At 50.1% G+C, this 22,557-nt stretch carries 19 protein-coding genes; 10 read left to right on the forward strand and 9 right to left on the reverse strand.

The window, feature by feature from the left end:
* Positions 1–4: 4 nt before the first annotated feature.
* Positions 5–544 carry a GNAT family N-acetyltransferase gene (locus tag C3B51_RS02910; RefSeq protein ID WP_130244102.1) on the reverse strand — a complete coding sequence of 180 codons (540 nt, stop codon included), beginning with the start codon at positions 542–544 and terminating at the stop codon, positions 5–7.
* 63 nt (positions 545–607) lie between these two features.
* Between C3B51_RS02910 and C3B51_RS02915 the strand changes: the two genes are divergently transcribed.
* The 5 genes from C3B51_RS02915 to C3B51_RS02935 all read left to right on the forward strand — a co-directional run bounded on the left by C3B51_RS02915 (position 608) and on the right by C3B51_RS02935 (position 6,720).
* Positions 608–1,276, forward strand: coding sequence for a tRNA-uridine aminocarboxypropyltransferase (locus C3B51_RS02915; RefSeq protein ID WP_130244103.1), 669 nt, complete (start codon positions 608–610; stop codon positions 1,274–1,276).
* Positions 1,277–1,995: 719 nt separating this feature from the next.
* On the forward strand, positions 1,996–3,000 hold the full coding sequence (locus C3B51_RS02920; protein ID WP_130244104.1) for a Fe(3+) ABC transporter substrate-binding protein: 1,005 nt from the start codon (positions 1,996–1,998) through the stop codon (positions 2,998–3,000).
* Positions 3,001–4,632 carry an ABC transporter permease gene (locus C3B51_RS02925; RefSeq protein WP_130244105.1) on the forward strand — a complete coding sequence of 544 codons (1,632 nt, stop codon included), beginning with the start codon at positions 3,001–3,003 and terminating at the stop codon, positions 4,630–4,632.
* A complete protein-coding gene (locus C3B51_RS02930; protein WP_130244106.1) occupies positions 4,632–5,663 on the forward strand; it encodes an ABC transporter ATP-binding protein in 1,032 nt (343 codons plus the stop codon). Before C3B51_RS02925 ends, C3B51_RS02930 begins: the two co-directional genes overlap by 1 nt.
* A 142-nt stretch (positions 5,664–5,805) precedes the next feature.
* Positions 5,806–6,720: a Dyp-type peroxidase gene (locus C3B51_RS02935; RefSeq protein WP_130244107.1), complete on the forward strand. Its 915-nt coding sequence runs from the start codon at positions 5,806–5,808 to the stop codon at positions 6,718–6,720.
* 6 nt (positions 6,721–6,726) lie between these two features.
* On the opposite strand, the gene argR is transcribed toward C3B51_RS02935, so the two are convergent.
* On the reverse strand, positions 6,727–7,194 hold the full coding sequence (gene argR / locus C3B51_RS02940) for a transcriptional regulator ArgR (RefSeq protein ID WP_046002993.1): 468 nt from the start codon (positions 7,192–7,194) through the stop codon (positions 6,727–6,729).
* A gap of 273 nt (positions 7,195–7,467) precedes the next feature.
* On the opposite strand from argR, the gene mdh reads away from it, so the two are divergent.
* Positions 7,468–8,400, forward strand: a complete 933-nt coding sequence (mdh, locus tag C3B51_RS02945; protein WP_125716590.1) for a malate dehydrogenase — start codon at positions 7,468–7,470, stop codon at positions 8,398–8,400.
* Positions 8,401–8,492: 92 nt separating this feature from the next.
* Here the strand turns inward: mdh and serA are convergent, their stop codons facing one another.
* From serA to C3B51_RS02970, 5 genes are all read right to left on the reverse strand, one after another.
* Positions 8,493–9,722, reverse strand: coding sequence for a phosphoglycerate dehydrogenase (serA, locus tag C3B51_RS02950; protein ID WP_130244108.1), 1,230 nt, complete (start codon positions 9,720–9,722; stop codon positions 8,493–8,495).
* A gap of 12 nt (positions 9,723–9,734) precedes the next feature.
* Positions 9,735–10,388, reverse strand: a complete 654-nt coding sequence (gene rpiA / locus C3B51_RS02955) for a ribose-5-phosphate isomerase RpiA (protein WP_125716588.1) — start codon at positions 10,386–10,388, stop codon at positions 9,735–9,737.
* Positions 10,389–10,497: 109 nt separating this feature from the next.
* Entirely contained in the window at positions 10,498–11,085 is a 588-nt protein-coding gene (locus tag C3B51_RS02960) for a 5-formyltetrahydrofolate cyclo-ligase (protein ID WP_430929830.1), read from the reverse strand.
* A gap of 29 nt (positions 11,086–11,114) precedes the next feature.
* Complete coding sequence (locus tag C3B51_RS02965; RefSeq protein ID WP_130244110.1) at positions 11,115–11,657, reverse strand: hypothetical protein; 543 nt, start codon at positions 11,655–11,657, stop codon at positions 11,115–11,117.
* Between the two features lie 222 nt (positions 11,658–11,879).
* On the reverse strand, positions 11,880–13,406 hold the full coding sequence (locus C3B51_RS02970) for a S10 family peptidase (protein ID WP_240701843.1): 1,527 nt from the start codon (positions 13,404–13,406) through the stop codon (positions 11,880–11,882).
* A 336-nt stretch (positions 13,407–13,742) separates the two neighbouring features.
* Between C3B51_RS02970 and C3B51_RS02975 the strand changes: the two genes are divergently transcribed.
* The 4 genes from C3B51_RS02975 (at position 13,743) to mrcB (ending at position 19,199) form a co-directional block, all read left to right on the forward strand.
* Positions 13,743–14,978: a diguanylate cyclase gene (locus C3B51_RS02975; protein ID WP_130244112.1), complete on the forward strand. Its 1,236-nt coding sequence runs from the start codon at positions 13,743–13,745 to the stop codon at positions 14,976–14,978.
* Between the two features lie 192 nt (positions 14,979–15,170).
* A complete protein-coding gene (locus C3B51_RS02980) occupies positions 15,171–15,509 on the forward strand; it encodes a P-II family nitrogen regulator (RefSeq protein WP_046002985.1) in 339 nt (112 codons plus the stop codon).
* Positions 15,510–15,520: 11 nt separating this feature from the next.
* The gene (locus C3B51_RS02985) at positions 15,521–16,750 is read left to right on the forward strand and encodes an ammonium transporter (protein WP_130244113.1); all 1,230 of its coding nucleotides are present in this window, start codon (positions 15,521–15,523) and stop codon (positions 16,748–16,750) included.
* 106 nt (positions 16,751–16,856) lie between these two features.
* Entirely contained in the window at positions 16,857–19,199 is a 2,343-nt protein-coding gene (mrcB, locus tag C3B51_RS02990; protein ID WP_130244114.1) for a penicillin-binding protein 1B, read from the forward strand.
* Positions 19,200–19,216: 17 nt separating this feature from the next.
* Here the strand turns inward: mrcB and C3B51_RS02995 are convergent, their stop codons facing one another.
* Together C3B51_RS02995 and hemL are read right to left on the reverse strand one after the other, a co-directional pair.
* Positions 19,217–21,055 carry a methyl-accepting chemotaxis protein gene (locus C3B51_RS02995; protein WP_130244115.1) on the reverse strand — a complete coding sequence of 613 codons (1,839 nt, stop codon included), beginning with the start codon at positions 21,053–21,055 and terminating at the stop codon, positions 19,217–19,219.
* Between the two features lie 138 nt (positions 21,056–21,193).
* Positions 21,194–22,480 carry a glutamate-1-semialdehyde 2,1-aminomutase gene (gene hemL, locus C3B51_RS03000; RefSeq protein WP_130244116.1) on the reverse strand — a complete coding sequence of 429 codons (1,287 nt, stop codon included), beginning with the start codon at positions 22,478–22,480 and terminating at the stop codon, positions 21,194–21,196.
* Between the last annotated feature and the right edge of the window lie 77 nt (positions 22,481–22,557).

Genomic DNA, 22,557 nt, shown 5'->3' on the forward strand with positions numbered 1-22,557 from the left:
AGGTCTATACCGTTTTACGGTAGTACACCACATCCTCAGGTCCGTCCGGGCCTGAGTGCTTTCCTTCCTTTAAAAAGGTCATCGACAGCTTCTTCATGATATTAATTGAGCCCAGGTTGTCTTTCAGGGCAATGGCGCTCAAATAATCCATCTTATTCTGCTTAGCCAGATGCGCGGCAATATGCCCGGCGGCCTCGGTCGCGTAACCTTTCCCCCAGGCCATTTGCTTAAATCGCCAGCCTATCTCCAGGTCCCGTTCATCCATGTCGCCATCAAAAAAGTGCATGGGACGGATCAAAACCCAGCCCAGAAAAGTGTCGTCGTCAATCAGGCTGCAATGCCACAGACCCCAACCTTGCTGAGGGTTGGTAAATTTGGTCAGGCGCGGCAGGTAAAACTGCTCAATTTGCTCGCGAGAAGTTGGCTGGCCATTGGTAATGTAGCGCATAACAGCAGGATCACTGTCGAGCTCAGCGAGCAGCTCACCATCCTGTTGTGTCATAAGCCGGTATTGTAAGCGTGTTGAAGGGGCAATTATCATCATTGTTATACTGCTTTTATAGTCAGAATTGTCTAAGATAGCCGACCCAAGTTTGAGGAGAGAAGTGTGGAAAACTCGGTACTGGCATTACGGGCTCAACAAATAGCATCCGCGCGGCGGGAATTCAAGGCCCGGGGATCAAAATTACCTCGCTGTGAACGATGTTTACTGGCTGAACCTTTATGTATTTGTGCGGGTGTTCAAGTCGCACAGTGCGACAGCGCGGTGTGTTTGCTCATGTATCATAATGAGAGTTTTAAACCTTCTAATACGGGTCGCCTGATAGCTGATATTGTCCCGGATAATCATGCGTTTCGCTGGGACCGTACCGATCCTGACCCGCGTTTACTGACTTTATTAGCCGATCCCAGGTATCAGCCAGTGGTGGTGTTTCCGGCTGACAATGTCGAGCCGCAGCGCGTGGTCAATCGGGTAACACGGCAAGGTGGCAAAACGCCGCTGTACATTTTTCTCGACGGGACCTGGCGTGAAGCGAAAAAGATGTTTCGCAAAAGCCCTTATCTGGATCAGTTTCCGGTACTGTCCGTGACACCAGAAAGCTTATCTGATTATAAGCTGAGGGTAGCCCCACATGCGCACCAGTTAGGGACGGCAGAAGTGGCTTGTGTGGTTTTGGCTGAAAATGGTGAAACACAGGCTGCGGAATATCTGACTCAGCATTTTGTCGACTTTCGCGATGCGTATCTGAAAGGAAAGAAAAGCAAACTGGCGTAAGCAGTTGAACGTGTAAATTTAAGAGGGCCATAAATAAGAAGAGCGCGACCCTTGCGGGCCGCGCTTGACGGAATCTTCTAAATAGCGTCCTGCTATGTTGATGAGATCAACTCCTTACATGCTCGTCCATGTCTCGCCTTGCGTTGTCATTCTGCGAGATGTACATCCTGTAATGTCCTTAAAGCAATCAGCGCTCCCATTTGCTGACTCAGTCCGTGCTAACCATCCTTTGTGTCGTCTTCCTGACTTGTTCCTGTTTCCATGTATTCCTGTGCACCATCTGCCTGTGCATCAACGTCCTTACTTAAACGGCATATCCTGTTGTCCGAAGCCTAATCCTAGTTCCTGACATTCCTACCGCACAAACTCCCTGACCAGCAACTCAATCCGTTTCCCTGTTGCTTTGTGCTCTCCCCTTGAGATGACTAAAGTATATGAGAGTCTGGGTGAGATAACAGCACAAAAAAACGCTTTGAAATTCGGTCAAAAAAGTAGGCTGTAAAAAAACTTGTTATCTAACAAAGACCTTTTTATATTTTGCTGATAAAGTCAGCGTTATCTTCATAGATAGCGACATACTTAGTGAGAGATCTCTCACAACCAAATGTCCGTATGTCGCTATTTAATAAAATTGCAATATGTTGAACTATCGGCTGTATTTTGTCGGGATCCGGGTTACCATAGCCTGAGAATAGTTATTGTTATTATTTGGAGCTTATATGAAAAGTGCAATTGCAACTCTGCTTGCTGCTGTAACCAGCTTGTCTGCTGTCGCCGCGGATGAGGTGAACATCTATTCCTATCGCCAACCTTTTTTAATTCAGCCGATCCTGGATGATTTCACAAAACAAACAGGCATTAAAACTAACGTGGTGTTCGCCAAGAAAGGCCTGATTGAGCGGGTAAAGCGTGAAGGCAAACACGGCCGGGCCGATTTGGTACTGACGTCAAACTTCAGCGCCATGATCCAGTTAGAAGAGCTGGGGCTGACCAACCCGATTGACAGCGACACGGTCGATAAAAACATTCCGGCGAGCTTTCGTGATCCGGATGGCCACTGGGTTGCATTGACCAAGCGCGTGCGTAACGTTTATTCGTCGAAAGACAGAGCGGGCAAGCTGACCAGCCTGAGCTATGAAGAGCTGGCCGATCCTAAATATAAAGGTAAAATCTGTACACGCTCGGGTAAACACCCCTATAACCTGGGCCTTGTGGCGTCTATGATTGCCCACCACGGCGAAGCCGAAACCAAAACCTGGCTGCAAGGCGTTAAAGCCAATCTGGCACGTAAGCCTCAGGGGAATGACCGCGCACAGGTAAAAGCCGTGAAAGAAGGCTTATGTGACCTGGCGCTGGGTAACAGCTACTACTTCGGCAAAATGCTTGAAGACAGCAAACAAAAAGCCTGGGCTGATGCGGTTTACATTAATTTCCCAAATCAGAGCGACCGTGGCTCGCACCTTAACGTTTCGGGTGTGGTAATGACCAAGTACTCGAAAAACAAAGAAAATGCCTTGAAACTGATCGAGTTTATGACCGACAATAAAGCCCAGAACATGTACGCCTCGATGAATATGGAATATCCGGTTAAGCCGGGCGTCGAATTGTCGAAACTAGTGGCATCCTGGGGCACCTTTAAGGAAGACAGTTTACCTTTGTCCGAGATCAGTAAATACCGTCCGATGGCGCTTAAGCTCATCGATGAGGTAAAATTTGACCTGTAAATGCAATTAAAACAAAGTCTGTCCCCGTGGCAGTGCATGGCGTGGTTGATAGGTATTGGCCTGTCAATCCCGCTGGCATTTCTGATTTTCGAAGCACTGCAAGGTGAGTCGGAAGTATTCAGCCATTTATGGCAGAGTGTATTGTGGGACTATACCCGCAATACGATTGTATTGATCGCCGGTGTTGTGGTGCTCAGTGCGTTCATCGCCTTGCCGCTGGGATGGCTTACGGCCTATTGTCGTTTTCCCGGCAAACGGGTATTTGAGTGGGCGCTGATGCTGCCCCTGGCGCTGCCCGCTTACATTATTGCTTACGTCTATACCGATTTATTAGATTATGCCGGACCGGTCCAAATCTGGTTACGTCAGCAATTTGGCTGGCAGGGACCCGATGATTACTGGTTTTTTGACCTGCGTACTTTGCCCGGCGCCATCGTGATGATAGCCCTGGTGCTGTATCCGTATCTCTATTTGATCTTCAAAACCGCTTTGCGCGAGCAGTCGTTTAAACTGGTGCAGGCCAGTCAGCTGATGGGCATGAGCCCGGCGCAAAGTTTCTTTAAAGTAAGCCTGCCGTTATCTCGTGGCGCGATAGTTGCGGCACTGGCGCTGATCAGCATGGAAACCATGGCCGACTTCGCCACCGTACATTATTTTGCCGTAAGCACCCTGACAACGGCCGTGTATGATACCTGGCTGGGTTATTACTCGCTGACTGCCGCCGCCAAGATCTCAGGCATTATGCTGCTGTTTTTATTTGTCGCACTGTTACTTGAACGTATGAGTCGCAAAACCCAGGTGGTGCACGAGCGCCAGTCCGGGGTGAATGACACCCACCTTTATGATTTAACTGGTTATCAGGGGTGGCTGGCCTGGGGCTTTTGTATGCTGATCCTCAGTGTGGCGTTTTTTGTGCCCGTTGGCATATTGCTCAACTATGCCTGGCATTATTTCGAGCAAGCCTGGAATGCCGAGTTTTTCAATTATGCGCTGCAAAGCTTGCAGATCAGCCTGTATGTCAGCGTAATTGCGATGCTGGTCAGTTTACTGGTGGTCTACTATCAGCGCATTGAGCCGGGCAAGCTGACCAATTTACCCGGGCGTTTTGCCAGCACCGGCTATGCCTTACCGGGCACTGTGCTGGCGATTGCCGTGTTGCTGCCACTGACCTTGTTTGATACCAAACTCAATGAATGGCTGGATGGCAGTGGTTTTGAGCCAGGCTTGTTACTCAGTGGCACCTTGTTTGCCATGATTTTTGCTTACGTGGTGCGCTTTTATGCCATTGCGCATGGGGCAGTTGAGTCTAGCTTTGTGCGGATCAGCCCAAGCATTGATATGGCCAGCCTGTCACTCGGAAAAGGGCGCTTTCAGACGCTGACTCAGGTACATATGCCGCTGCTTAAGCGAGGCTTGCTGACAGCCGGTCTGCTGGTCTTTATCGAGTGTATGAAAGAGTTGCCCGCAGCGCTGTTACTGCGCCCGTTTAATTTTGAAACCCTGGCCACCCATGTTTATCAGTATGTCAGCGATGAGCAACTGGAACTGGCCTCGATATCCGCTTTGTTTATCGTGCTGGTAGGACTTGTCCCCTTATACTGGGTTAATCGCTCAATGGAGCAACATAACTAATGTCAAGTTTAGAAATTCAATCGTTAAACTATCACTATGATGGTCACCCGGTGATCCAGCAGCTTGATTTGACGGTAGCTGAGAACGAAATTGTCTGCCTACTCGGTGCCAGTGGTTGTGGCAAAACCACAACCCTGAAAGCGATAGCAGGCCTGTTGCATCCCCAGCAGGGGGAGATCCGCATTAATGGCAAAAGTGTCAGCAGCGAGCGGCATTTTGTAGCACCTCAGCATCGCAATATTGGCATGATGTTTCAGGACTATGCGCTGTTTCCGCACCTGACCGTTGCGCAGAATATTGCGTTCGGATTGAGTAAGCTCAGCAAAACAGAGAAGCAAAATCGTGTCACGCACATGCTGGAACTGGTTCATCTTGAGAGCTATGCCGGGCGCTTTCCCCACGAACTATCCGGTGGTCAGCAGCAGCGTGTGGCCATTGCCAGGGCGCTTGCCTATCACCCTAACTTGTTGTTGCTGGACGAACCATTTTCCAATATTGATGCGCAGGTGCGCTTTCAGCTGATCAAAGATATTCGCGATATTATTAAAGATCAGCAGGTATCGGCGATTTTTGTCAGCCACTCCAAAGATGAAGCGTTTGCCTTTGCCGACCGGCTCGCCATTATGCATCAGGGGCAAATTGCCCAGTTAGGCACGCCCAAAGAGCTATTCCAGCACCCAAGTAGTCGTCAGGTAGCAGAATTTTTGGGGCAAGGTGCTTACGTGGCTGCACAGCGCCACAATGGAGCTCAGGTTGAGACTGCGTTTGGCTCAGTGGAGTCTCTGATTGATATCCAGAGCTCGGCTCAGGCTGGGCAGATTTACCTCAGACCCAGCCACATCGAGCTGTTTAATGCTGAACAGGGGCAGGTCGAAGTAGCACAACATCGCTTTGTCGGGACTGAGTATTTGTATGCCATCGAGCTGGAAGGCCAGATGTTAGAAGTGGCGATGCCCTCGGATAAACCATTGGATCTTAGCAGGCCGGTGAGTTTGAAAATTAAGCCCCATGCGATAAACTTCTTTTCTTAAGGCATAACAATTCGTTACATTAGCTAATAGCAACTTAGATAAGTGCGGTGGCCGGGCATCAATGGGTACGCCCTAAAAAGACGGGCACAACCGCACCATCCAAGTTTAGTATGGCGCGTTGATTTAATGATAGGAAGGGGTGATGGCGCAAGCACAATCAGGAGTATGTGCCGAGGCAAATCTGCACGGTTTGCACTTGTTTTTTAACGTACTGGATGGTCACGATGAGGCGGTGCGCTCGGCGCTCAGCCAGGCGGGCAGATTACAGGATGAACTCAGTGACCGTTTTTCTGAGGCCATGCTCAGCAGCTTTGTTGCCATAGGAGCCCAGTACTGGCCCCATATCTACCCAGAATTTATACCCCCTCAGCTGAAAAGTTTTCCCCTGATCAAAAGCAGTGAGCATTTGTGTCATAGCCAGCCATTCGACTTACTCTATGTGATCCGCTCAGACAGAGAAGACGTTAATCACCTGTTTGCCCAGAGTGTGCTGCATATGTTATCCGGGGGCGTCGAGCTGGTTGCCCAGGTGCGCGCCTTTCGTTTTCTTGACGGGCGGGACTTTAATGGTTTTGTCTATGGTGCCGATATTCCTCATGGCCGCTTTAAGCGTCAGGTTGCCTTAGTGAGCAATCCGGGAGGGCTTGACGATCAGGGCAGCTATATTCATGTTCAGCGCACTCAGTTTGACCTGACCCGCTGGCAGGCGTTGCCGCTGTCGGATCAGGAGCAACTGATGGGGCGCACCCGCCTTGATAACCTGTTGATTGACGACGCACCGCCATACAACCACGCCCGGCTCAATGAAATAAAAGACAGCGAAGGTAAACCACTGTTGCTGAATCAAAGCATGCCCTATGGCGATGTCTATGAGCAGGGCAGTTTATGGCTTAGCTGCGCCGCAAAAGGGGATGCGTTTGAGCAGCTGCTACACAGTCGCTTTGGCTTGTCGGGGGATGGAGATTACGATCCGCTGCTGGATTATTCTCAGGGCGATATGGGCGCGGCATTCTTTGCGCCATCACTGCAGTTTTTACAGCAAATGGCGCAGTCTTAACCGTGCTCAGACGTTATCAAAAAGCGTTTTAACTCGATCCAGGGTGGCATCAATTTCAGAGACTTTGGCGGGGGCGATAAAAATGGTGTCGTCACCTGCAATCGTGCCTAACACGCCATCGGCAGATCCCAGCGAGTCCAGCAGGCGGGCAATCAGTTGAGCGGCTCCCGGACTGGTGCGTATGATGATCATCATTTCGTTATGTACTATGTCGATCACCAGCTGACGCAGCGGGCTTTTTGCGGTGGGTACACCCATTTCCGCGGGTAAACAATACACCATTTCCTGTTTGGCATTGCGGGTGCGCACGGCACCGAACTTACTCAGCATACGAGAGACTTTACTTTGGCTGATGTTGTCAAATCCCTGCTCTTTAAGGGCATCGACAATTTCACCTTGAGAACCAAAGTTTTCTTCTTTTAACAGGGCCTTAAAGGCTTTGACTAGGGCTTCTTGTTTTTCCTGCGGCTGCATACTCAATACTTCTTTATGACTCAATTGTTAGGATTTTACACAAAACGAGCCTGTTACCCAAATTTCAGGACGAGAAGATTCTTCAAGCGATGGTGGTTTTCCAGATTAGAAACGCGGGACCAAGCGTAAACCATTAGTAGCAGTATCTGCCGCGAACTTTACAACTATAGTCGAAAAAAAGACGAAAATTGCGCGTATAAATTTGTTTTTGGCGGCGCTTTTCATTATCTTTACAGCACATTTAATTCCACCTTCAAATTATGGAGAATTCCAATGAAAGTTGCTGTATTAGGTGCCGCTGGCGGTATCGGTCAAGCATTGTCTCTTTTGCTTAAAAACGGTTTACCTGCTGGTTCTGAGCTTGCGCTATACGACGTAGCGCCAGTAGTACCTGGCGTAGCGGTAGACCTGTCTCACATCCCAACAGCGGTAAAAGTTGCTGGTTTTGGTAAAGACGACCTGGATGCAGCGCTGGTTGATGCAGACATCGTATTGATCCCTGCGGGTATGCCACGTAAGCCAGGTATGGACCGTGCTGACTTGTTCAATGTAAATGCTGGCATCATCAAGACTCTGGCTGAAGGCATCGTTAAAAACTGTCCTAAAGCCCTGGTTGGTGTGATCACTAACCCAGTAAACGGCACTGTGCCAATCGTTGCTGAAGTATTCAAAAAAGCCGGCACTTACGATCCAGCTCGCGTATTCGGTGTGACTACACTGGATGTTATCCGTGCAGAGACTTTCATCGCTGAGCTGAAAGGCCTGAACGTAAGCGACGTGAAAGTGCCTGTGATTGGTGGTCACTCAGGTACGACTATTCTGCCTCTGCTTTCTCAGGTTGAAGGCGCTGAGTTCTCTGATGAAGAAGTAGCAGCTCTGACTAAGCGTATCCAGAATGCCGGTACTGAAGTAGTTGAAGCTAAGGCGGGTGGCGGCTCAGCAACGCTGTCTATGGGCGCAGCTGCGGCACGTTTCTGCTTCTCACTGGTTAAAGGCCTGCAAGGTGAAAACGTGGTTGAGTACGCTTATGTTGAAGGCAACACGGGCGATGCAACTTTCTTCGCACAACCTGTACGTCTTGGCAAAAACGGCGTAGAAGAGCTGCTGCCATACGGCGAGCTGAGCGCGTTTGAGCAACAAGCAAAAGACGACATGCTGGCGACACTTGAAAAAGACATCAAAGAAGGTGTTGATTTCATGGCATAATTTGCCAGTTTACTGGGCAATATCCTTGCCCGGTAAGTGAAACGAAAAAAGCCTGACTGAGTCAGGCTTTTTTGTGTCTGTTTACATAGCCGCTAGTGCAGGATACGGGCGCGGATCGTGCCTTCAACCGCACTTAGCTCTTTTAACGCAACTTCAGAGTGGTCGCTGTCCACATCAATCACAACGTAACCAATGCTTTCATCGGTTTGCAGGTATTGCGCTGCGATGTTGATGCCATGCTGTGCAAACGCCTGGTTAATTTGTGTCAGCACGCCAGGGCGGTTCTCATGCACGTGCAGCAAGCGGCTGCGGTTTGACAGTTCAGGTAGCGATACTTCCGGGAAGTTCACCGCTGTGACGGTTGAGCCATTGTCAGAGTACTTAGTCAGTTTACCGGCCACTTCTATCCCAATGTTTTCCTGCGCTTCCTGCGTAGAGCCGCCGACATGTGGCGTCAGGATCACATTGTCGAACTGGCGCAGTGGTGAGACAAACTCTTCGTCGTTCGACTTAGGCTCGACCGGGAATACATCGATAGCAGCACCTGAAAGTTTGCCGGCGCTAAGCGCTTCAGCCAGGGCGTCGATATCCACCACTGTACCGCGTGAGGCATTGATCAGGATCGCACCTTGTTTCATTACTTCCAGCTCGGCCATGCCAATCAGGTTTTTGGTTTGTGACGTTTCCGGCACGTGTAAGCTCACCACATCGGCACGCTGCAACAACTGAGTTAAGCTTTGCACCTGTTGCGCATTACCCAATGTCAGCTTGTCTTCGATGTCGTAAAACTCGACTTTCATGCCAATGTTTTCGGCCATGATCCCCAGCTGAGTGCCGATGTGGCCATAGCCAATGATCCCCAGCGTTTTACCACGTGCCTCAAATGAGCCAATCGCGGATTTAAACCACTCGCCACGGTGCGCCATGGCATTACGTTTTGGAATGCCCCGCAACAGTAGCAGGATCTCACCCAGTACCAGCTCCGCCACTGAGCGCGTATTTGAAAATGGCGCATTAAAGACGGCAATACCACGCTGTTTGGCCGCATTCAGATCAACCTGATTGGTGCCAATACAAAAGCAGCCAATTGCAACCAGCTTATCTGCGGCTTCCAGAACGGCTTCACTGAGGTGTGTACGCGAGCGGATCCCCACAAAGTGGACATTTTTGATCCGCTCAATCAATTCATTTTCAGGTAGCGATGTCTTCACGTACTCGATATTGCTATAACCGTTGCGCTTGAGCGTTTCAACAGCGCTCTGGTGTACGCCTTCCAACAATAAAATGCGAATTTTGTCCTTAGACAAGGATACCTTACTCATGACTCATTCCTGTTACTTAATTTGTGGCCCCTCAGGGGTCCCTGTGATGACGATGTTGGCACCGCGCTGAGCGAACAAGCCATTGGTAACAACACCGACGATTTGATTAATTTTTTCTTCCAGTTCGGCTGCCTGTGTGATGGATAATCCATGGACATCCAAAATCACATTACCGTTATCTGTGACAACACCCTGACGATAGACAGGATCGCCACCCAACTTGAGCAACTCGCGGGCAACATAGCTGCGCGCCATTGGGATCACTTCAACCGGTAAAGGGAACTGTCCCAGCACATCGACGTGCTTAGTGTTGTCAACAATGCAGATAAACTGTCTGGCAACCGCAGCCACGATTTTTTCGCGCGTCAGTGCCGCGCCGCCGCCCTTGATCATCTGATTGTGTGCATTAATTTCATCCGCACCATCGACATAAATGTCCAGCTCAGACACATCATTGAGCTCAAACACCTCGATACCCAGCGCCTTGAGCTTTTCAGTTGATGCCTCGGAGCTAGAGACGGCACCTTTAATGGTGTCTTTGACACTGCCCAGCGCATCAATAAAGTGGTTGACGGTAGAGCCTGTGCCTACGCCGACCACTGTGCCGGCTTCCACATACTGTAGCGCCGCCCAGGCAGCTGCTTTTTTCATTTCATCTTGAGTCATAACGCGATCACTGTTTTAGTTGATTATTCGCTCGCAATTATACGCTCAAAGCGCAAAAAAAGTATGTCAGATGCCACTAATGACGGAATTTATGATCGGATACTGGCAGTTACCACTGATAGTAGTGTTGTGGCGTGATTATGGTTGGCAGGGGCACATCCCAGGCTTCGGTTGGCAGGGCTGCCACCTTTTGACAGTCATGGGCCAGACCTATCAGTTTAGGCTGTTGCCACTGTTCACGATAATAACGCGCCAGCGTGCGATCATAGTAGCCACCGCCCATTCCAAGGCGGTTGCCCGCGTCGTCAAATGCGACAAGCGGGAGCAGCAGGTAATCTAACTGCGCCAGCGGGCAAATGTGGCTACAATTTAACTCTGGCTCTAAGATAGCATAGCGATTCTGCCTCATGGGTGAGTTTTTTTCATACTTCTGAAAGAGTAAAGTGACGCCACTGAAGGGGTGAATAACCGGTAAGTATAGGTCTATACCTTTGGACCAAAGTGTTTGAATTAAAAGGTTAGTTCTGAGTTCACCATCGTTTTCCAGGTAGACCCCGATACGGGCGTTTTTGGGGAGTTTTATATGTTGAGTAAAATTAATAGTTAAATTATGTTCGGCCTCTTTTTGTTGCTCTTCTGTCAGGCCGTTACGCATTTTTCTAATACTCTTTCTAATTTCTTTCCTTGATGTTGTGATTTTTTCATCTGAAAGTAAATTTGTTTTCATTACACAGGCACCAATTCAGGAAAAGCAAGACTGATCCCCAAAACAACCAGTAGCAACACTAATAGAGACAGCAAGATGTACAGGAACTTTTTAGAGCGCTTGGGTGGCTCACTGTCGAGTTCCAGCTCGCTGAACAGCGACTCATCTTCCCATTCGTCTTCTTCATGTTGCTCATCTTTGACCTGTTTGCCGTCGATGCGTTGCTCCAGCTCATCCAGCTTTTCTTCAATGCGGATCAGGCTGCTGGTAATATAGTCGAGCGCATCGAAAACACGCTCGTTGGCCGCACTTTGTGCAGTGTCTGAACCTGCACTGGGCTGAGATTGAGATTGCAGCTTACTTTGGATCCCATACACGGCCAGTAACTTAGCCTGTTTAAGGCACTTCTGTTTGTCTGCGGGGCCAAACAGGGGTTTACCTGTGGTGAAGTCGGCTACCTTCTGTGCTGACACTTTTAGTTTAGCTGCGAGTTGCTCTGTGGCTGCCTGGCTGTCAGTGCCTGGCTTGAAGCCGGAAAACACTACGCGAAATTGCTCGCTCATGAGGTTCCCTCAATATCGTTACTTCGGGTCCATTATTCATGCCAATTCCCGGCGACTTGTTGTTAACTTATTGCTGGACAAGCGGAATAAAAAACATGGACATCGTCAATTGTTGTTTTGAGTATACCTAACTTTTCAGAACAGTGTATGAAGTTATCTTATTGGCGTGACACAGGGAGCAAGGGCGCCGGGCACGGCGCCGTAATAAAGTGGTATGGCAGATCAGTATTTTGCGGATTGATTATATTTCAGTGAGTCGTTGATGAACTCGCGCAAGTCCTGGTTGGCTTGAGTAAGATCCGGACGGCGCAGGTACATCATGTGACCCGAGCGATAACCTTTAAAGCGCAATCTGTGTTGCATTTTCCCGCTGGGGTCGAGGTGCCAGAGGTTGTATTTACCATCAAAGTAGTTGGTGGCACCATCATAATAACCCGACTGCACCATCACATTCAGGTAGGGATTCTTTGCCATGGACAGGCGCAACTGCTCACCCACCTCGTTGTCGCGGCGATCCCAGGGGTGCACTTCGCCAAACATATTATACTTGATGTCCGTTTTATAATTCAGCTCATGGCGGAAGTAGTGATTGATTGCGGGTGTAAAGGCATGTAACCAGGCGTCCAGCTCCGGCCAATAGTCAGGACCTTCACCCGCATCGCGTTTATCAATACCCAGGTAACGGGAATCAAGGCGACCGACCGTATAGCCACGTTCACGCAGCAGTTCTTTCCAGAAAGCACGGTTGGGGATGTCGAGGTTATTTTGCAGTACGAATTGCTGTGACAGGCCACTGAAATACGCGACTTGCTTTGCCACTTCCTGACGTGTCTGCTCGCTCAGCATGGCCCCTTTAGCTAACGCGGGCAGGTAATGATCTAAGGTATAAGCTTCCACCTGCTCAAGTACGTTGAGCAGATCCTGGTTTTGCAAGGCCTCTGGCAGGGCCTTGTGATACCAAGCGGTTGCAGCAAAATACGGCAGCCTGTTGGCGCTTTTTACAGGTCCCTGACGTTGAATGCCAATATCCGTCGGAGACACCAGCACCACACCGTTAAGGAATAGCCACTGCTTATTCTGTAGTTCATGGGCTAAGCCGGAAACGCGGGTTGTGCCATAGCTTTCACCGATCAAAAACTTCGGAGACAGTGCACGGCCGTGTCGGTTAATGAAGGTATTCAGCCACCCGGCCAGATACTCGATGTCGGCATTCACACCAAAAAAGCGCTTTTGCAAAGTTTGCTTGTCGGCCATTGTCCCGTCTTGTTCAGGCAGTACGCGTGAATAGCCAGTATTGACCGGGTTCACAAACAGAATATCGGCGACATCCAGCACCGAATCCGGGTTGTCTTTCAGCCCATAGGGCTGCATTGGGTAGCCTTCATCATCGATTTTTAGTACCCGCGGGCCGGTGTAAGCAATGTGCATCCAAACCGAGGCTGAGCCTGGCCCACCATTAAATGAGATCAGCAGCGGGCGGGTGGCGGGGTCTTTCACTTTGTTCTTTTTATAGTAGGTGTAGTGCAGAGTCGCTATCGGGTGACCGTCTTTATTCCACACAGGCTGAGTGCCTGTGGTTGCGGTATAGGCGAAGCGCTCTCCGTTAAAGGTCCCTTTATGTTCGGTGATGACCTGCGCATCAATTTGCTGAGTTAACTGGCCCTGGGTATCGGCTTGTGCCAATGTTTTGTGAGGGAGCGTGGTAAGTAAGGTCGCGCAAAGAGCGAACAGTAATGGCTTCAACAACATGTTTCTTTAATTTTTTGATGAAATGAATTGGCACATTTAAGACCCATCCTACGTAGAATTCAAAGAACTTGAGACTAATAGCCAAAAAATAAGCTACCCGAGCTGGGTGTTAATACTTGTGTCCAAATGGTTTGTTTTTTGTGTCTGTTTTGGCTGGAGTAAACGGCGGCTTAGCATTAATCCGTTTCCACCTGTTTACAAATTAATTGAAGGGTGAGTTTTTTTTGTCACAGAAATCGCGTATATTTAATCCTTATGTCCGTAGTATGAAAGTATTTAGCGCTGTTAAATTCTTGTATCTCTTCCCTTTTCTCGTAGTTTTAGTAGAGCATCGTAATGCAAAGAGTATTAATCGTCGAAGACAGTAAGGTGGTACAACAGATCCTTCGCCACCTTGCGTCACAACACCTGGATGTGGAAATTGATTATGCCTGGTCACTGAAAGAAACCCAGGCATTACTCGAGAGCCAACATTACACCCTGGCACTGGTTGATCTGACCTTACCAGACGCCTCTGATGGCGAGGTGGTACAACTCACTTTGAGCCGCAATGTGCCCACTGTGGTGCTGACATCCAAAATTGATGAATACAGCCGTCAGCAAATGCTTGAGATGGGGGTTGTCGATTATGTGATTAAGGACAACCGCGACTCCTATTTATATGCCATCAAGCTGGTATCGCGTTTACTGCGCAACGAAGGGTGTCAGGCGTTGATCGCCGATGATTCGATGATCAGCCGGGCAGTGATGCGCCAGATGTTAGAAAAGCAGTTGTTTACTGTGTTTGAAGCGCAAGATGGCGAGCAGGCGTTAAACATGCTGAACGCTAAGCCCGAGATCAAACTCTTGCTGACGGATTACGCCATGCCTACGATGGACGGCTTCGAGCTGGTAAAAGCGGTGCGTAACAGTCGCGGGCGCGATGATCTGGCCATCATTGGCTTGTCCGGTGCCGGAAGTCACGGCCTGTCTGCCAAGTTTATCAAGTATGGCGCGAATGACTTTCTGACTAAACCTTTTATGAATGAAGAGTTCCATTGTCGGGTGATGCAAACTATGGATCAGCTAAACCTGATAGCCGACATTAAAGAGTATGCGCATCGGGATTTTCTGACCGGCCTCTACAATCGTCGCTATTTTTGCCAGCACATGGATAAGGTTTTAAAAAATAAGCCAGACCAGTTTACGCTGGCTCTACTGGACCTGGACCACTTCAAAGCAATCAATGATCAGTATGGTCACCTTGGCGGTGATAAAGTCTTGTCTCAGGCTGCTGAATTGCTGAGTAGTTCATTCAACCACTGTTTGGTTGCCCGGGTGGGCGGAGAAGAGTTTGCGGTACTGATGCCGGGTAATGATCTGAGCGTGGCCAAAGACAGTTGTCAGGAATTCAGAGAGCGTTTTGCCAATACCCAGTTTATGATCCAGGATCAGGCGCTGCACTGCACCCTAAGCGTCGGTATTGCCCGATGCGATAAAGCCACCCTCAGTGATGTTATGCGTGCGGCAGACAATGCGCTTTACCAGGCGAAAGAAGCGCAGCGCAACTGTGTTATGGTAAGCGAAAGCTAAACGGCCAAGTACCAAACATCATTTGCACCATTTCAAGTCAGACAAAACATAAGCGCACCAGTGCGGTGCGTTTGTTGTTTCCGTAATCCCCTATAAATACTCTAACTAATTGTAAAAAAGTCACTTTTATTTTTGGCATAAAGGTTGGATTACCTTCTCCCGACAGGATCATCTGCCCTGGGGGGGCGAATAATGAAAATGATAAGCGCAATAATTAAACCATTTAAGCTGGACGAGGTCCGCGAAGCCCTGGCCGAGCTGGGCATTGAAGGTATGACTGTGGTGGATGTCAAAGGCTTTGGCCGCCAGCGTGGCCACACTGAGTTATATCGGGGAGCTGAGTATCAGGTCGACTTTATTCCAAAAATTAAGCTCGAAATTGCGACACGCAGTGAAAACACTCAGCGTGTTGTCGAGGCCATTACGGCCATTGCCAGCACTGGCAAGATTGGCGACGGCAAAATCTTTGTCTATGACCTTGAGCAAATAGTCCGGATCCGAACCGGCGAACTCGACGAAGAAGCGATTTAAGGGGCGATACAATGGAAAACACGGTAATAGAACTACAATTCTCTCTGAACACCTTTTACTTTCTGGTCTCCGGCATTCTGGTGATGTGGATGGCTGCGGGGTTTGCCATGCTTGAAGCTGGGCTGGTGCGCTCCAAAAACACCACCGAGATCCTCACTAAAAACGTCGCCCTGTATGCCATAGCTTGTACTATGTTTTTACTGGTCGGTTACAACATCATGTATGTGGATAATATGGAAGGCGGCGTAGTCCCTAACTTTGGTGCGTTGATTGGCAGTGCAGCCGCAGATGCCGACCATGCGCTGGAATCAGATTTCTTCTTTCAGGTGGTATTCGTGGCAACCGCCATGTCGATTGTCTCTGGTGCGGTCGCTGAACGTATGAAGCTGTGGGCATTTTTGCTGTTTACAGTGGTGCTGACCGGGTTGATTTATCCAATCGAAGGGTACTGGACCTGGGGCGCCGGATTCTTATCTGAAATGGGCTTTGTTGACTTTGCAGGGTCTGCGATTGTGCATGGGGCCGGTGCAGCGGCAGCACTGGCTGGCGTTTTATTGCTTGGTGCGCGCAAGGGTAAATATGGTAAAAACGGCGAAATCTACCCAATTCCGGGTTCAAACTTACCCCTGGCTACACTGGGTACCTTTATTCTGTGGATGGGCTGGTTTGGTTTTAATGGCGGCTCGCAACTGTTTTTGGCAGATAAAAGCAATGCCATTGCCGTCAGTCAGATCATGGTGAATACCAATGCGGCGGCGGCTGCCGGTGCCATTGCCGCGCTGGTGGTGTGCAAGCTGATGTGGAAAAAAGCTGACCTGACCATGATCCTCAATGGTGCATTAGCAGGTCTGGTCACCATTACCGCCGAGCCGGCATCACCTACACCTGTGCTGGCCTGTATTTTGGGTATGCTGGGCGGCTCTTTAGTGGTATTCAGTATCGTTGCGCTTGATAAGCTGCGCATTGATGACCCTGTGGGGGCGATTTCGGTGCACGGTGTGTGCGGTGCGCTGGGAATTATGATGGTGCCTTTCTCCAACAGCGATGCCAGCTTTATGACGCAGGCCATTGGGCTGGTGACTATACTGGGCTTTGTGTTTATCGCTTCTTATATCGTCTGGGGGATCATTAAAACCCTGATGGGGATCCGGGTTGGTGAAGAAGAAGAACTCAGTGGCATGGATCAACATGATTGTGGTATTGATGCGTACCCGGAGTTTGTGACCATTCGCAATAAGTAAATAAGAAATAACCAAAAAGCGCGGCTCATCGCGCTTTTTGGTTTAAGCGACCGTTAATCTGAGATAATCTAGCATCTATTCACTCTCAGTAAGCATTTCTCGGTCGATGGCAGACAATAAAAAAGCACCAGGCAAACCGCGCAAGTCCACTCGTAAAACTCCAGCCAAATCTGGCAAAAAACGCACTCCTTCTTCTGCGACTTCGTTTCGCCAGCGCTTGCGCGCTTTTCGCAGTCGAATGCTGAGCGCTTTGTGGTCATTATGCTGGAAGTTCAGTCTCGCTATGGTGTTTGCGGTTAGCGGTTATGTGGTTTATCTGGACGCGAAAGTCAGCCGCCAGTTTGAAGGCAACAAGTGGCAGTTACCTGTACAGGTGTATGCCCGGGCCATGTCATTTTATCCGGATCAATATCTCGCTGAGCAGGAGGTGATCTGGGAGCTGGAACGACTCAATTACTCCCGGGTTAACCGCATCAAACATACCGGCCAGTTCGTGGTTCAGGGCCGTACAATCACGGTTTACCGGCGGACTTTTGAATTTTATGACGGGGTTGAACAGGCGCGTATATTTACCCTCAACTTTGCCGGTAAGAAGCTGGCCAGCATCGTCAATGAGCAGGGGCGGCGTATTGAGGCTGCCCGGCTGGAACCAGTGCAGATAGCCCGAATAGGTAATGAAAGTCGTCAGGACCGCGAATTTGTGCCGCTGGATAAAATACCGGGGATCCTCAAAGACACTTTGCTGGTGGTTGAAGACAGGGCCTTCTATGAACACCACGGGGTGTCGGTTTGGTCCATTATGCGTGCCTTGTATCACAATATTCGCGCCGGGCGCACGGTGCAGGGTGGCAGTACCCTGACCCAGCAGTTGGCTAAAAACTTCTACCTGACCCGGGAGCGCTCATTACTGCGCAAAATCAACGAAGCCTTCATCGCTCTGATCCTGGATTTTCGCTACAGTAAGGACGAGATCCTCGAAGCCTATCTTAACGAGGTCTATCTGGGTCAGGCCTATAATCAGGGCGTGCATGGCATGGGGCTGGCGGCCGAATTTTACTTTGCAAAACCCGTTGATGAGCTGGAGTTTGATCAAATAGCCATGTTAGTGGCCATGGTGAAAGGTCCATCTTACTATAACCCCCGCCGCTATCCGGAGCGGACCATGGAGCGGCGCGATCTGGTGTTACGGCTGATGGCAGAAAACGGCCTGATCACCACAGGTGAATACCGTCAGGCACTGGAGCGGCCCATTGATATTCAACCGCTAAAAGAAAGCCTGATGCAGACCTACCCGGGGTATCTGGAGCTGGTGAACCGTGAGCTGCAACGCCTGCTGCCTGATGAAAACGTCGTCAATGCCGGGATCCGTGTCTTCACCTATTTTGATCTGCAAAAGCAGTCTGCCATGGAAGAGGCTGTGAGTGAGGGCTTACCTTATCTGGAGCGACGTTTCTCAACCGCCCAGCTCGAAGTGGGGATGATCTCCGTGAACACCGAAAAAAGTGGTGTCTCTGCCTTGGTCGCCGGGCGCCAGATGCGCTACTCCGGGTTTAACCGGGTACTGGATACACGCCGTAATGTCGGCTCTTTAGTCAAACCGGCAATTTACCTGTCGGCACTGGAGCAGCCAGATTACAATCTGGGCACCTTGCTGGAAGATGCACCGTTACAGGTGACCAATGCGGCAGGGAAAACTTGGCAGCCGGAAAACTTTGATCATACTTTCCGGGGCTCGGTGCCTTTGTATCGGGCGTTTAGTGAGAGTATCAATATTCCGGCCGTTAATCTCGGTCTGGATGTCGGCGTAGATACGGTTGCCCGCACCATGGCGCAGCTGGGGGTCGACAGCGATATTCCTTTGTATCCTTCTATGTTGCTCGGGGCCGTTGAGTTATCGAGTTTTGATGTAGCGCAGATGTACACTACGCTGGCTGCCAATGGTCACTATGCGCCCCTGACAAGTATCTCGGCTATCACCAACACCACAGGCAAGCGTCTGTATCAGCATCGCGTTGCCAAACAGTCCCGATTCTCTCAGGAAGCCATGTATATGACGCGCTACGGACTCAAGCGGGTAACCAAGAGCGGCACGGCAAAACGCCTGAATCGCCATTTCCCTTCCATTCAGCTGGCGGGTAAAACGGGCACCAGTAACGAGCTAAGAGACAGCTGGTTTGCCGGTTTTGATCACAATACCGTGACGGTCACCTGGATTGGTCGTGACGATAACAAGCCGGCCAAGCTGACAGGCGGGCGTGGGGCACTGGAGCTGTATATTCGCTACTTAAAACCGCTCAACCCGCAGGCCATTGCCGATCAGCGCCCGGCAGGTGTGCGCTGGGCATTTGTCAATGAACAAACGGGTGAGCAGGCCGCGCCTCATTGCGGGCCAACCATTCAGCTGCCTATCCGCATTGAAGAATTCAATCCCCGGCCTGGTTGTGGTTAGTCTGTACGCTGAGCCGCTTAGGTTTTGAATTTGGCGATCAGTTGATTTAACGTCGCCGCCATATTACTGAGCTTTTGTGCATCACCGCGGGTGGCTTCGGCGGAGCTCAGAGTGTGGTCGGCCAGATGGCTTATCTCACTGGATTCTGCCAGCGCCTGCTGGGTGGCAACCGCCTGGCGTTGCACCTGATCGCTGATCACATGGCCCTGCTGGTCAATGTCGGCCATGCTCTGCTCTGCGGCGCTGAGTACCTGATTGGTCTCATTGGCCGCACTGACACCTTGCTCCATTTTTTCTACGCTGCTGAGCATTTTCTTTTGGGTGTCGTTTGATGCCTGTTGTAAAGAGTGAATAATTGAATGGATCTCTTCGGTCTGTTGCTGGGTTCTTTGCGCCAGGGTGCGTACTTCATCGGCCACCACGGCAAAGCCGCGGCCCTGCTCACCGGCGCGCGCCGCTTCAATGGCTGCATTGAGTGCCAGTAAGTTAGTTTGTTCGGCGATTTCGCTGATCCCCAGGCTCACTTTACTGATATTCTGGCTGTCTTGTGCCAGCTTATCCAGTGCAATGCGACTTTCTTCAAACTCTCGTTGCAGCACGGTCATATGCTCTGCCAGCCGGGTGGTATTCTCACTGCCTTGCTTAACTTGTTGCGCCGCCGTTGCAGCCAGCTCGGTGGCGTGATGGGCCGAAGTTTCAACAGCATCTGCGGCATTGGCCATTTCACTGAGTGCCTGATGCACGGTTTGGATCTTGGCCTGCTGTTGTGCGACATCTTCACGGGTGTCCTGGCTTATCTGGCGCAGTTTATCCGTGGCCCTATGCAAGTCGGTGGAGGTGGTTCTGACATTACCCAACAAATGCACAAAGGCATCCAGCACCGCATTGTACTGACACAGGATCTCGCTCAGTTCATCTTTACCGCGAGGTTGCGCCCGTGTGCTCAGGTCGCCAGATGAGGCACGCTGAGCGGAGGCCGAAAATTCGGCAATGGTATCCACCACCGCAAAGTAAAAGCCCAGCATTAAATAGAGCGCCAGCAACAGGCTCAGTACTGACGCCAGTGCCACCAGATTTCGGATCCAACGCTCCTGCGTCAGTTTGTCATCAAGCAGGGTTTTTAAAGTGGGGGTGGCGGTGTTAATGAGGGCGGTGAGCTGAGTCAGCACGTTTCGATGCAGGGTGTTAAATGCACTGCTGGTCAGTTCAATGTCATCCGGCTCCAGGAGCTTGTCTTTAATGGCGCGATGATAGTTATCGAGCGCACGGTTTAATGCGGTGATTTTGTCCTGAAGGCGTTTATTGACGTGTTTATTGTTGGCCGTTGCCACTTCCAGCTTATTGTTGAGCTGGGTTTTTACAACAGGCAACACTTTGTTCAGATTAGACAGCGCGATAAAGGAGTCGGGGGTAAAGCGGCTGCTACTGATGATCTCCTGCGCCTGCATGGCAATATTATTCACCTGGCTGATCACATTGGGTACGGATTCGACCAGTGAGCGGTTTAGGTAAGAGCGGCTTAGATCATTGTCGATTGCCAGTTTAGAGGTAATGGATAAATGCTCTAACTCGTCACCGGGTTTGAGTCCTTTGGCAAAAGGGCTGCGCGCCAGTACCTGGGCGTTACGCTTCGCCTGCTGGTTCAACAGGTTTTCTAAAATGGGTGGGTAATATTGCAGGCCGGCGCGCTGTTGCTGACTGACCTTAATTGATTGGGTCAGGGTCGAGTTGAGAAAAAATAAACTCAGACTGAGTGGTAGCAGAAGAATACCAAATACCAGGCTGATTTTGGTTTTGTATTTTAACTGTGCCATAAAAGCAATGGCGGGGCTGGCAGCTGATCTGAGTCCTGTCATAATTTTATCTTTGTTTATAAGTCATTGGTAAGAGACCGGGTATAAGCAAAGAATAGTTCAAAGCGGTGAAAGTTTTTACTGACAGAAATAAAAAAAGCCCCGCAGGGCTTTTTTGTAAGATTAACTGAAGGTCACTGCTCAGGCTGCAAGCTTGGCGAATGCACGCTCTGCAGCTTTGATTGTCTGGGCAATGTCATCATCACTGTGCATGGTGCTGACAAACCCGGCTTCAAATGCCGAAGGCGCCAGATACACGCCTTCTTCCAGCATCAGGTGGAAAAAGCGTTTGAAGCGTTCCAGATCGCACTCAGTTGCCTGCTGATAGGTATCAACACGCTGCGCTTCGGTAAAGAAGAAGCCAAACATGCCACCGGCATAGTTGGTGGTCAGGGCAATACCCGCGGCTTCTGCGGCTTGCTGGAATCCGTCGCACAGTTGCTTGCTCTTGGCTTCAAGGTTATCGTGCAAACCCGGTTCAGAGAGTAGTTCCAGGGCTTTCAGACCGGCTGCCATAGCGATTGGATTGCCAGATAAAGTACCTGCCTGATAAACCGGGCCTACGGGCGCAATATAGTCCATGATTTCACGCTTACCACCAAAGGCACCCACTGGCATACCGCCGCCAATCACTTTACCCAGACAAGTCAGGTCAGGGTCGATGTTGTAATATTCCTGAGCGCCGCCCAGCGCAACCCGAAAGCCGGTCATCACTTCATCGAAGATCAAGACCGATTTATGGGTATCACACACTTCGCGCAGACCTTCCAGGAAGCCCTCAACGGGTGGAATACAGTTCATGTTGCCCGCTACTGGCTCGACAATAATACAGGCGATTTGGTCCGGGTATTGTGCAAAGATGGCTTTGACTTCGTCCAGGTTATTGAACGACACGGTTAAGGTGTGCTTTGCAAAGTCTGCCGGGATACCCGGAGAGTTAGGCACGCCCATGGTCAGAGCACCAGAACCCGCTTTTACCAGTAAAGAGTCGGCATGGCCGTGGTAGCAGCCTTCAAACTTCAGGATCTTATCTCTGCCTGTGTAACCGCGTGCCAGACGAATGGCACTCATGGTTGCTTCAGTACCTGAGCTTACCATGCGCACTTTGTCGATTGAGGGTACCAGCGCTTTGACTTTTTCTGCCATCAGAATTTCGCTTTCAGTCGGTGCACCATAGCTCAGGCCATTTTCAACTGCGTCCAGTACGGCTTGTTTGATCTGGGGATGGTTATGGCCGAGGATCATCGGTCCCCATGAACCCACATAATCGATATAGCGTTTACCATCCGCATCATAAGTATGCGGGCCCTCTGCCTTATTGATAAACAGTGGCGTGCCACCTACGCCGTTAAATGCACGAACGGGTGAGTTAACACCACCCGGGATAGACTCCTGGGCACGAGAGAAGAGATCTTGACTGATTGTCATAATGTGTCCTTTTGTTTTGTGCCGGGTATATCTGCAATGTCATTCAGCTACACCCGGCCATGAAACGAAATAAGTAG

Source organism: Pseudoalteromonas rubra, assembly GCF_004212645.1.
GTDB lineage: Bacteria > Pseudomonadota > Gammaproteobacteria > Enterobacterales > Alteromonadaceae > Pseudoalteromonas > Pseudoalteromonas rubra_G.

Coding starts and splice junctions, on each gene's coding strand:
- C3B51_RS02925 (WP_130244105.1), top strand. CDS start 3,001: ATGCAATTAAAACAAAGTCTGTCCCCGTGGCAGTGCATGGCGTGGTTG.
- C3B51_RS02910 (WP_130244102.1), bottom strand. CDS start 544: ATGATGATAATTGCCCCTTCAACACGCTTACAATACCGGCTTATGACA.
- rpiA (WP_125716588.1), bottom strand. CDS start 10,388: ATGACTCAAGATGAAATGAAAAAAGCAGCTGCCTGGGCGGCGCTACAG.
- C3B51_RS02970 (WP_240701843.1), bottom strand. CDS start 13,406: ATGTTGTTGAAGCCATTACTGTTCGCTCTTTGCGCGACCTTACTTACC.
- mdh (WP_125716590.1), top strand. CDS start 7,468: ATGAAAGTTGCTGTATTAGGTGCCGCTGGCGGTATCGGTCAAGCATTG.
- C3B51_RS02920 (WP_130244104.1), top strand. CDS start 1,996: ATGAAAAGTGCAATTGCAACTCTGCTTGCTGCTGTAACCAGCTTGTCT.
- hemL (WP_130244116.1), bottom strand. CDS start 22,480: ATGACAATCAGTCAAGATCTCTTCTCTCGTGCCCAGGAGTCTATCCCG.
- C3B51_RS02965 (WP_130244110.1), bottom strand. CDS start 11,657: ATGAGCGAGCAATTTCGCGTAGTGTTTTCCGGCTTCAAGCCAGGCACT.
- mrcB (WP_130244114.1), top strand. CDS start 16,857: ATGGCAGACAATAAAAAAGCACCAGGCAAACCGCGCAAGTCCACTCGT.
- C3B51_RS02985 (WP_130244113.1), top strand. CDS start 15,521: ATGGAAAACACGGTAATAGAACTACAATTCTCTCTGAACACCTTTTAC.
- argR (WP_046002993.1), bottom strand. CDS start 7,194: ATGCAGCCGCAGGAAAAACAAGAAGCCCTAGTCAAAGCCTTTAAGGCC.
- C3B51_RS02980 (WP_046002985.1), top strand. CDS start 15,171: ATGAAAATGATAAGCGCAATAATTAAACCATTTAAGCTGGACGAGGTC.
- serA (WP_130244108.1), bottom strand. CDS start 9,722: ATGAGTAAGGTATCCTTGTCTAAGGACAAAATTCGCATTTTATTGTTG.
- C3B51_RS02995 (WP_130244115.1), bottom strand. CDS start 21,055: ATGACAGGACTCAGATCAGCTGCCAGCCCCGCCATTGCTTTTATGGCA.
- C3B51_RS02935 (WP_130244107.1), top strand. CDS start 5,806: ATGGCGCAAGCACAATCAGGAGTATGTGCCGAGGCAAATCTGCACGGT.
- C3B51_RS02975 (WP_130244112.1), top strand. CDS start 13,743: ATGCAAAGAGTATTAATCGTCGAAGACAGTAAGGTGGTACAACAGATC.
- C3B51_RS02930 (WP_130244106.1), top strand. CDS start 4,632: ATGTCAAGTTTAGAAATTCAATCGTTAAACTATCACTATGATGGTCAC.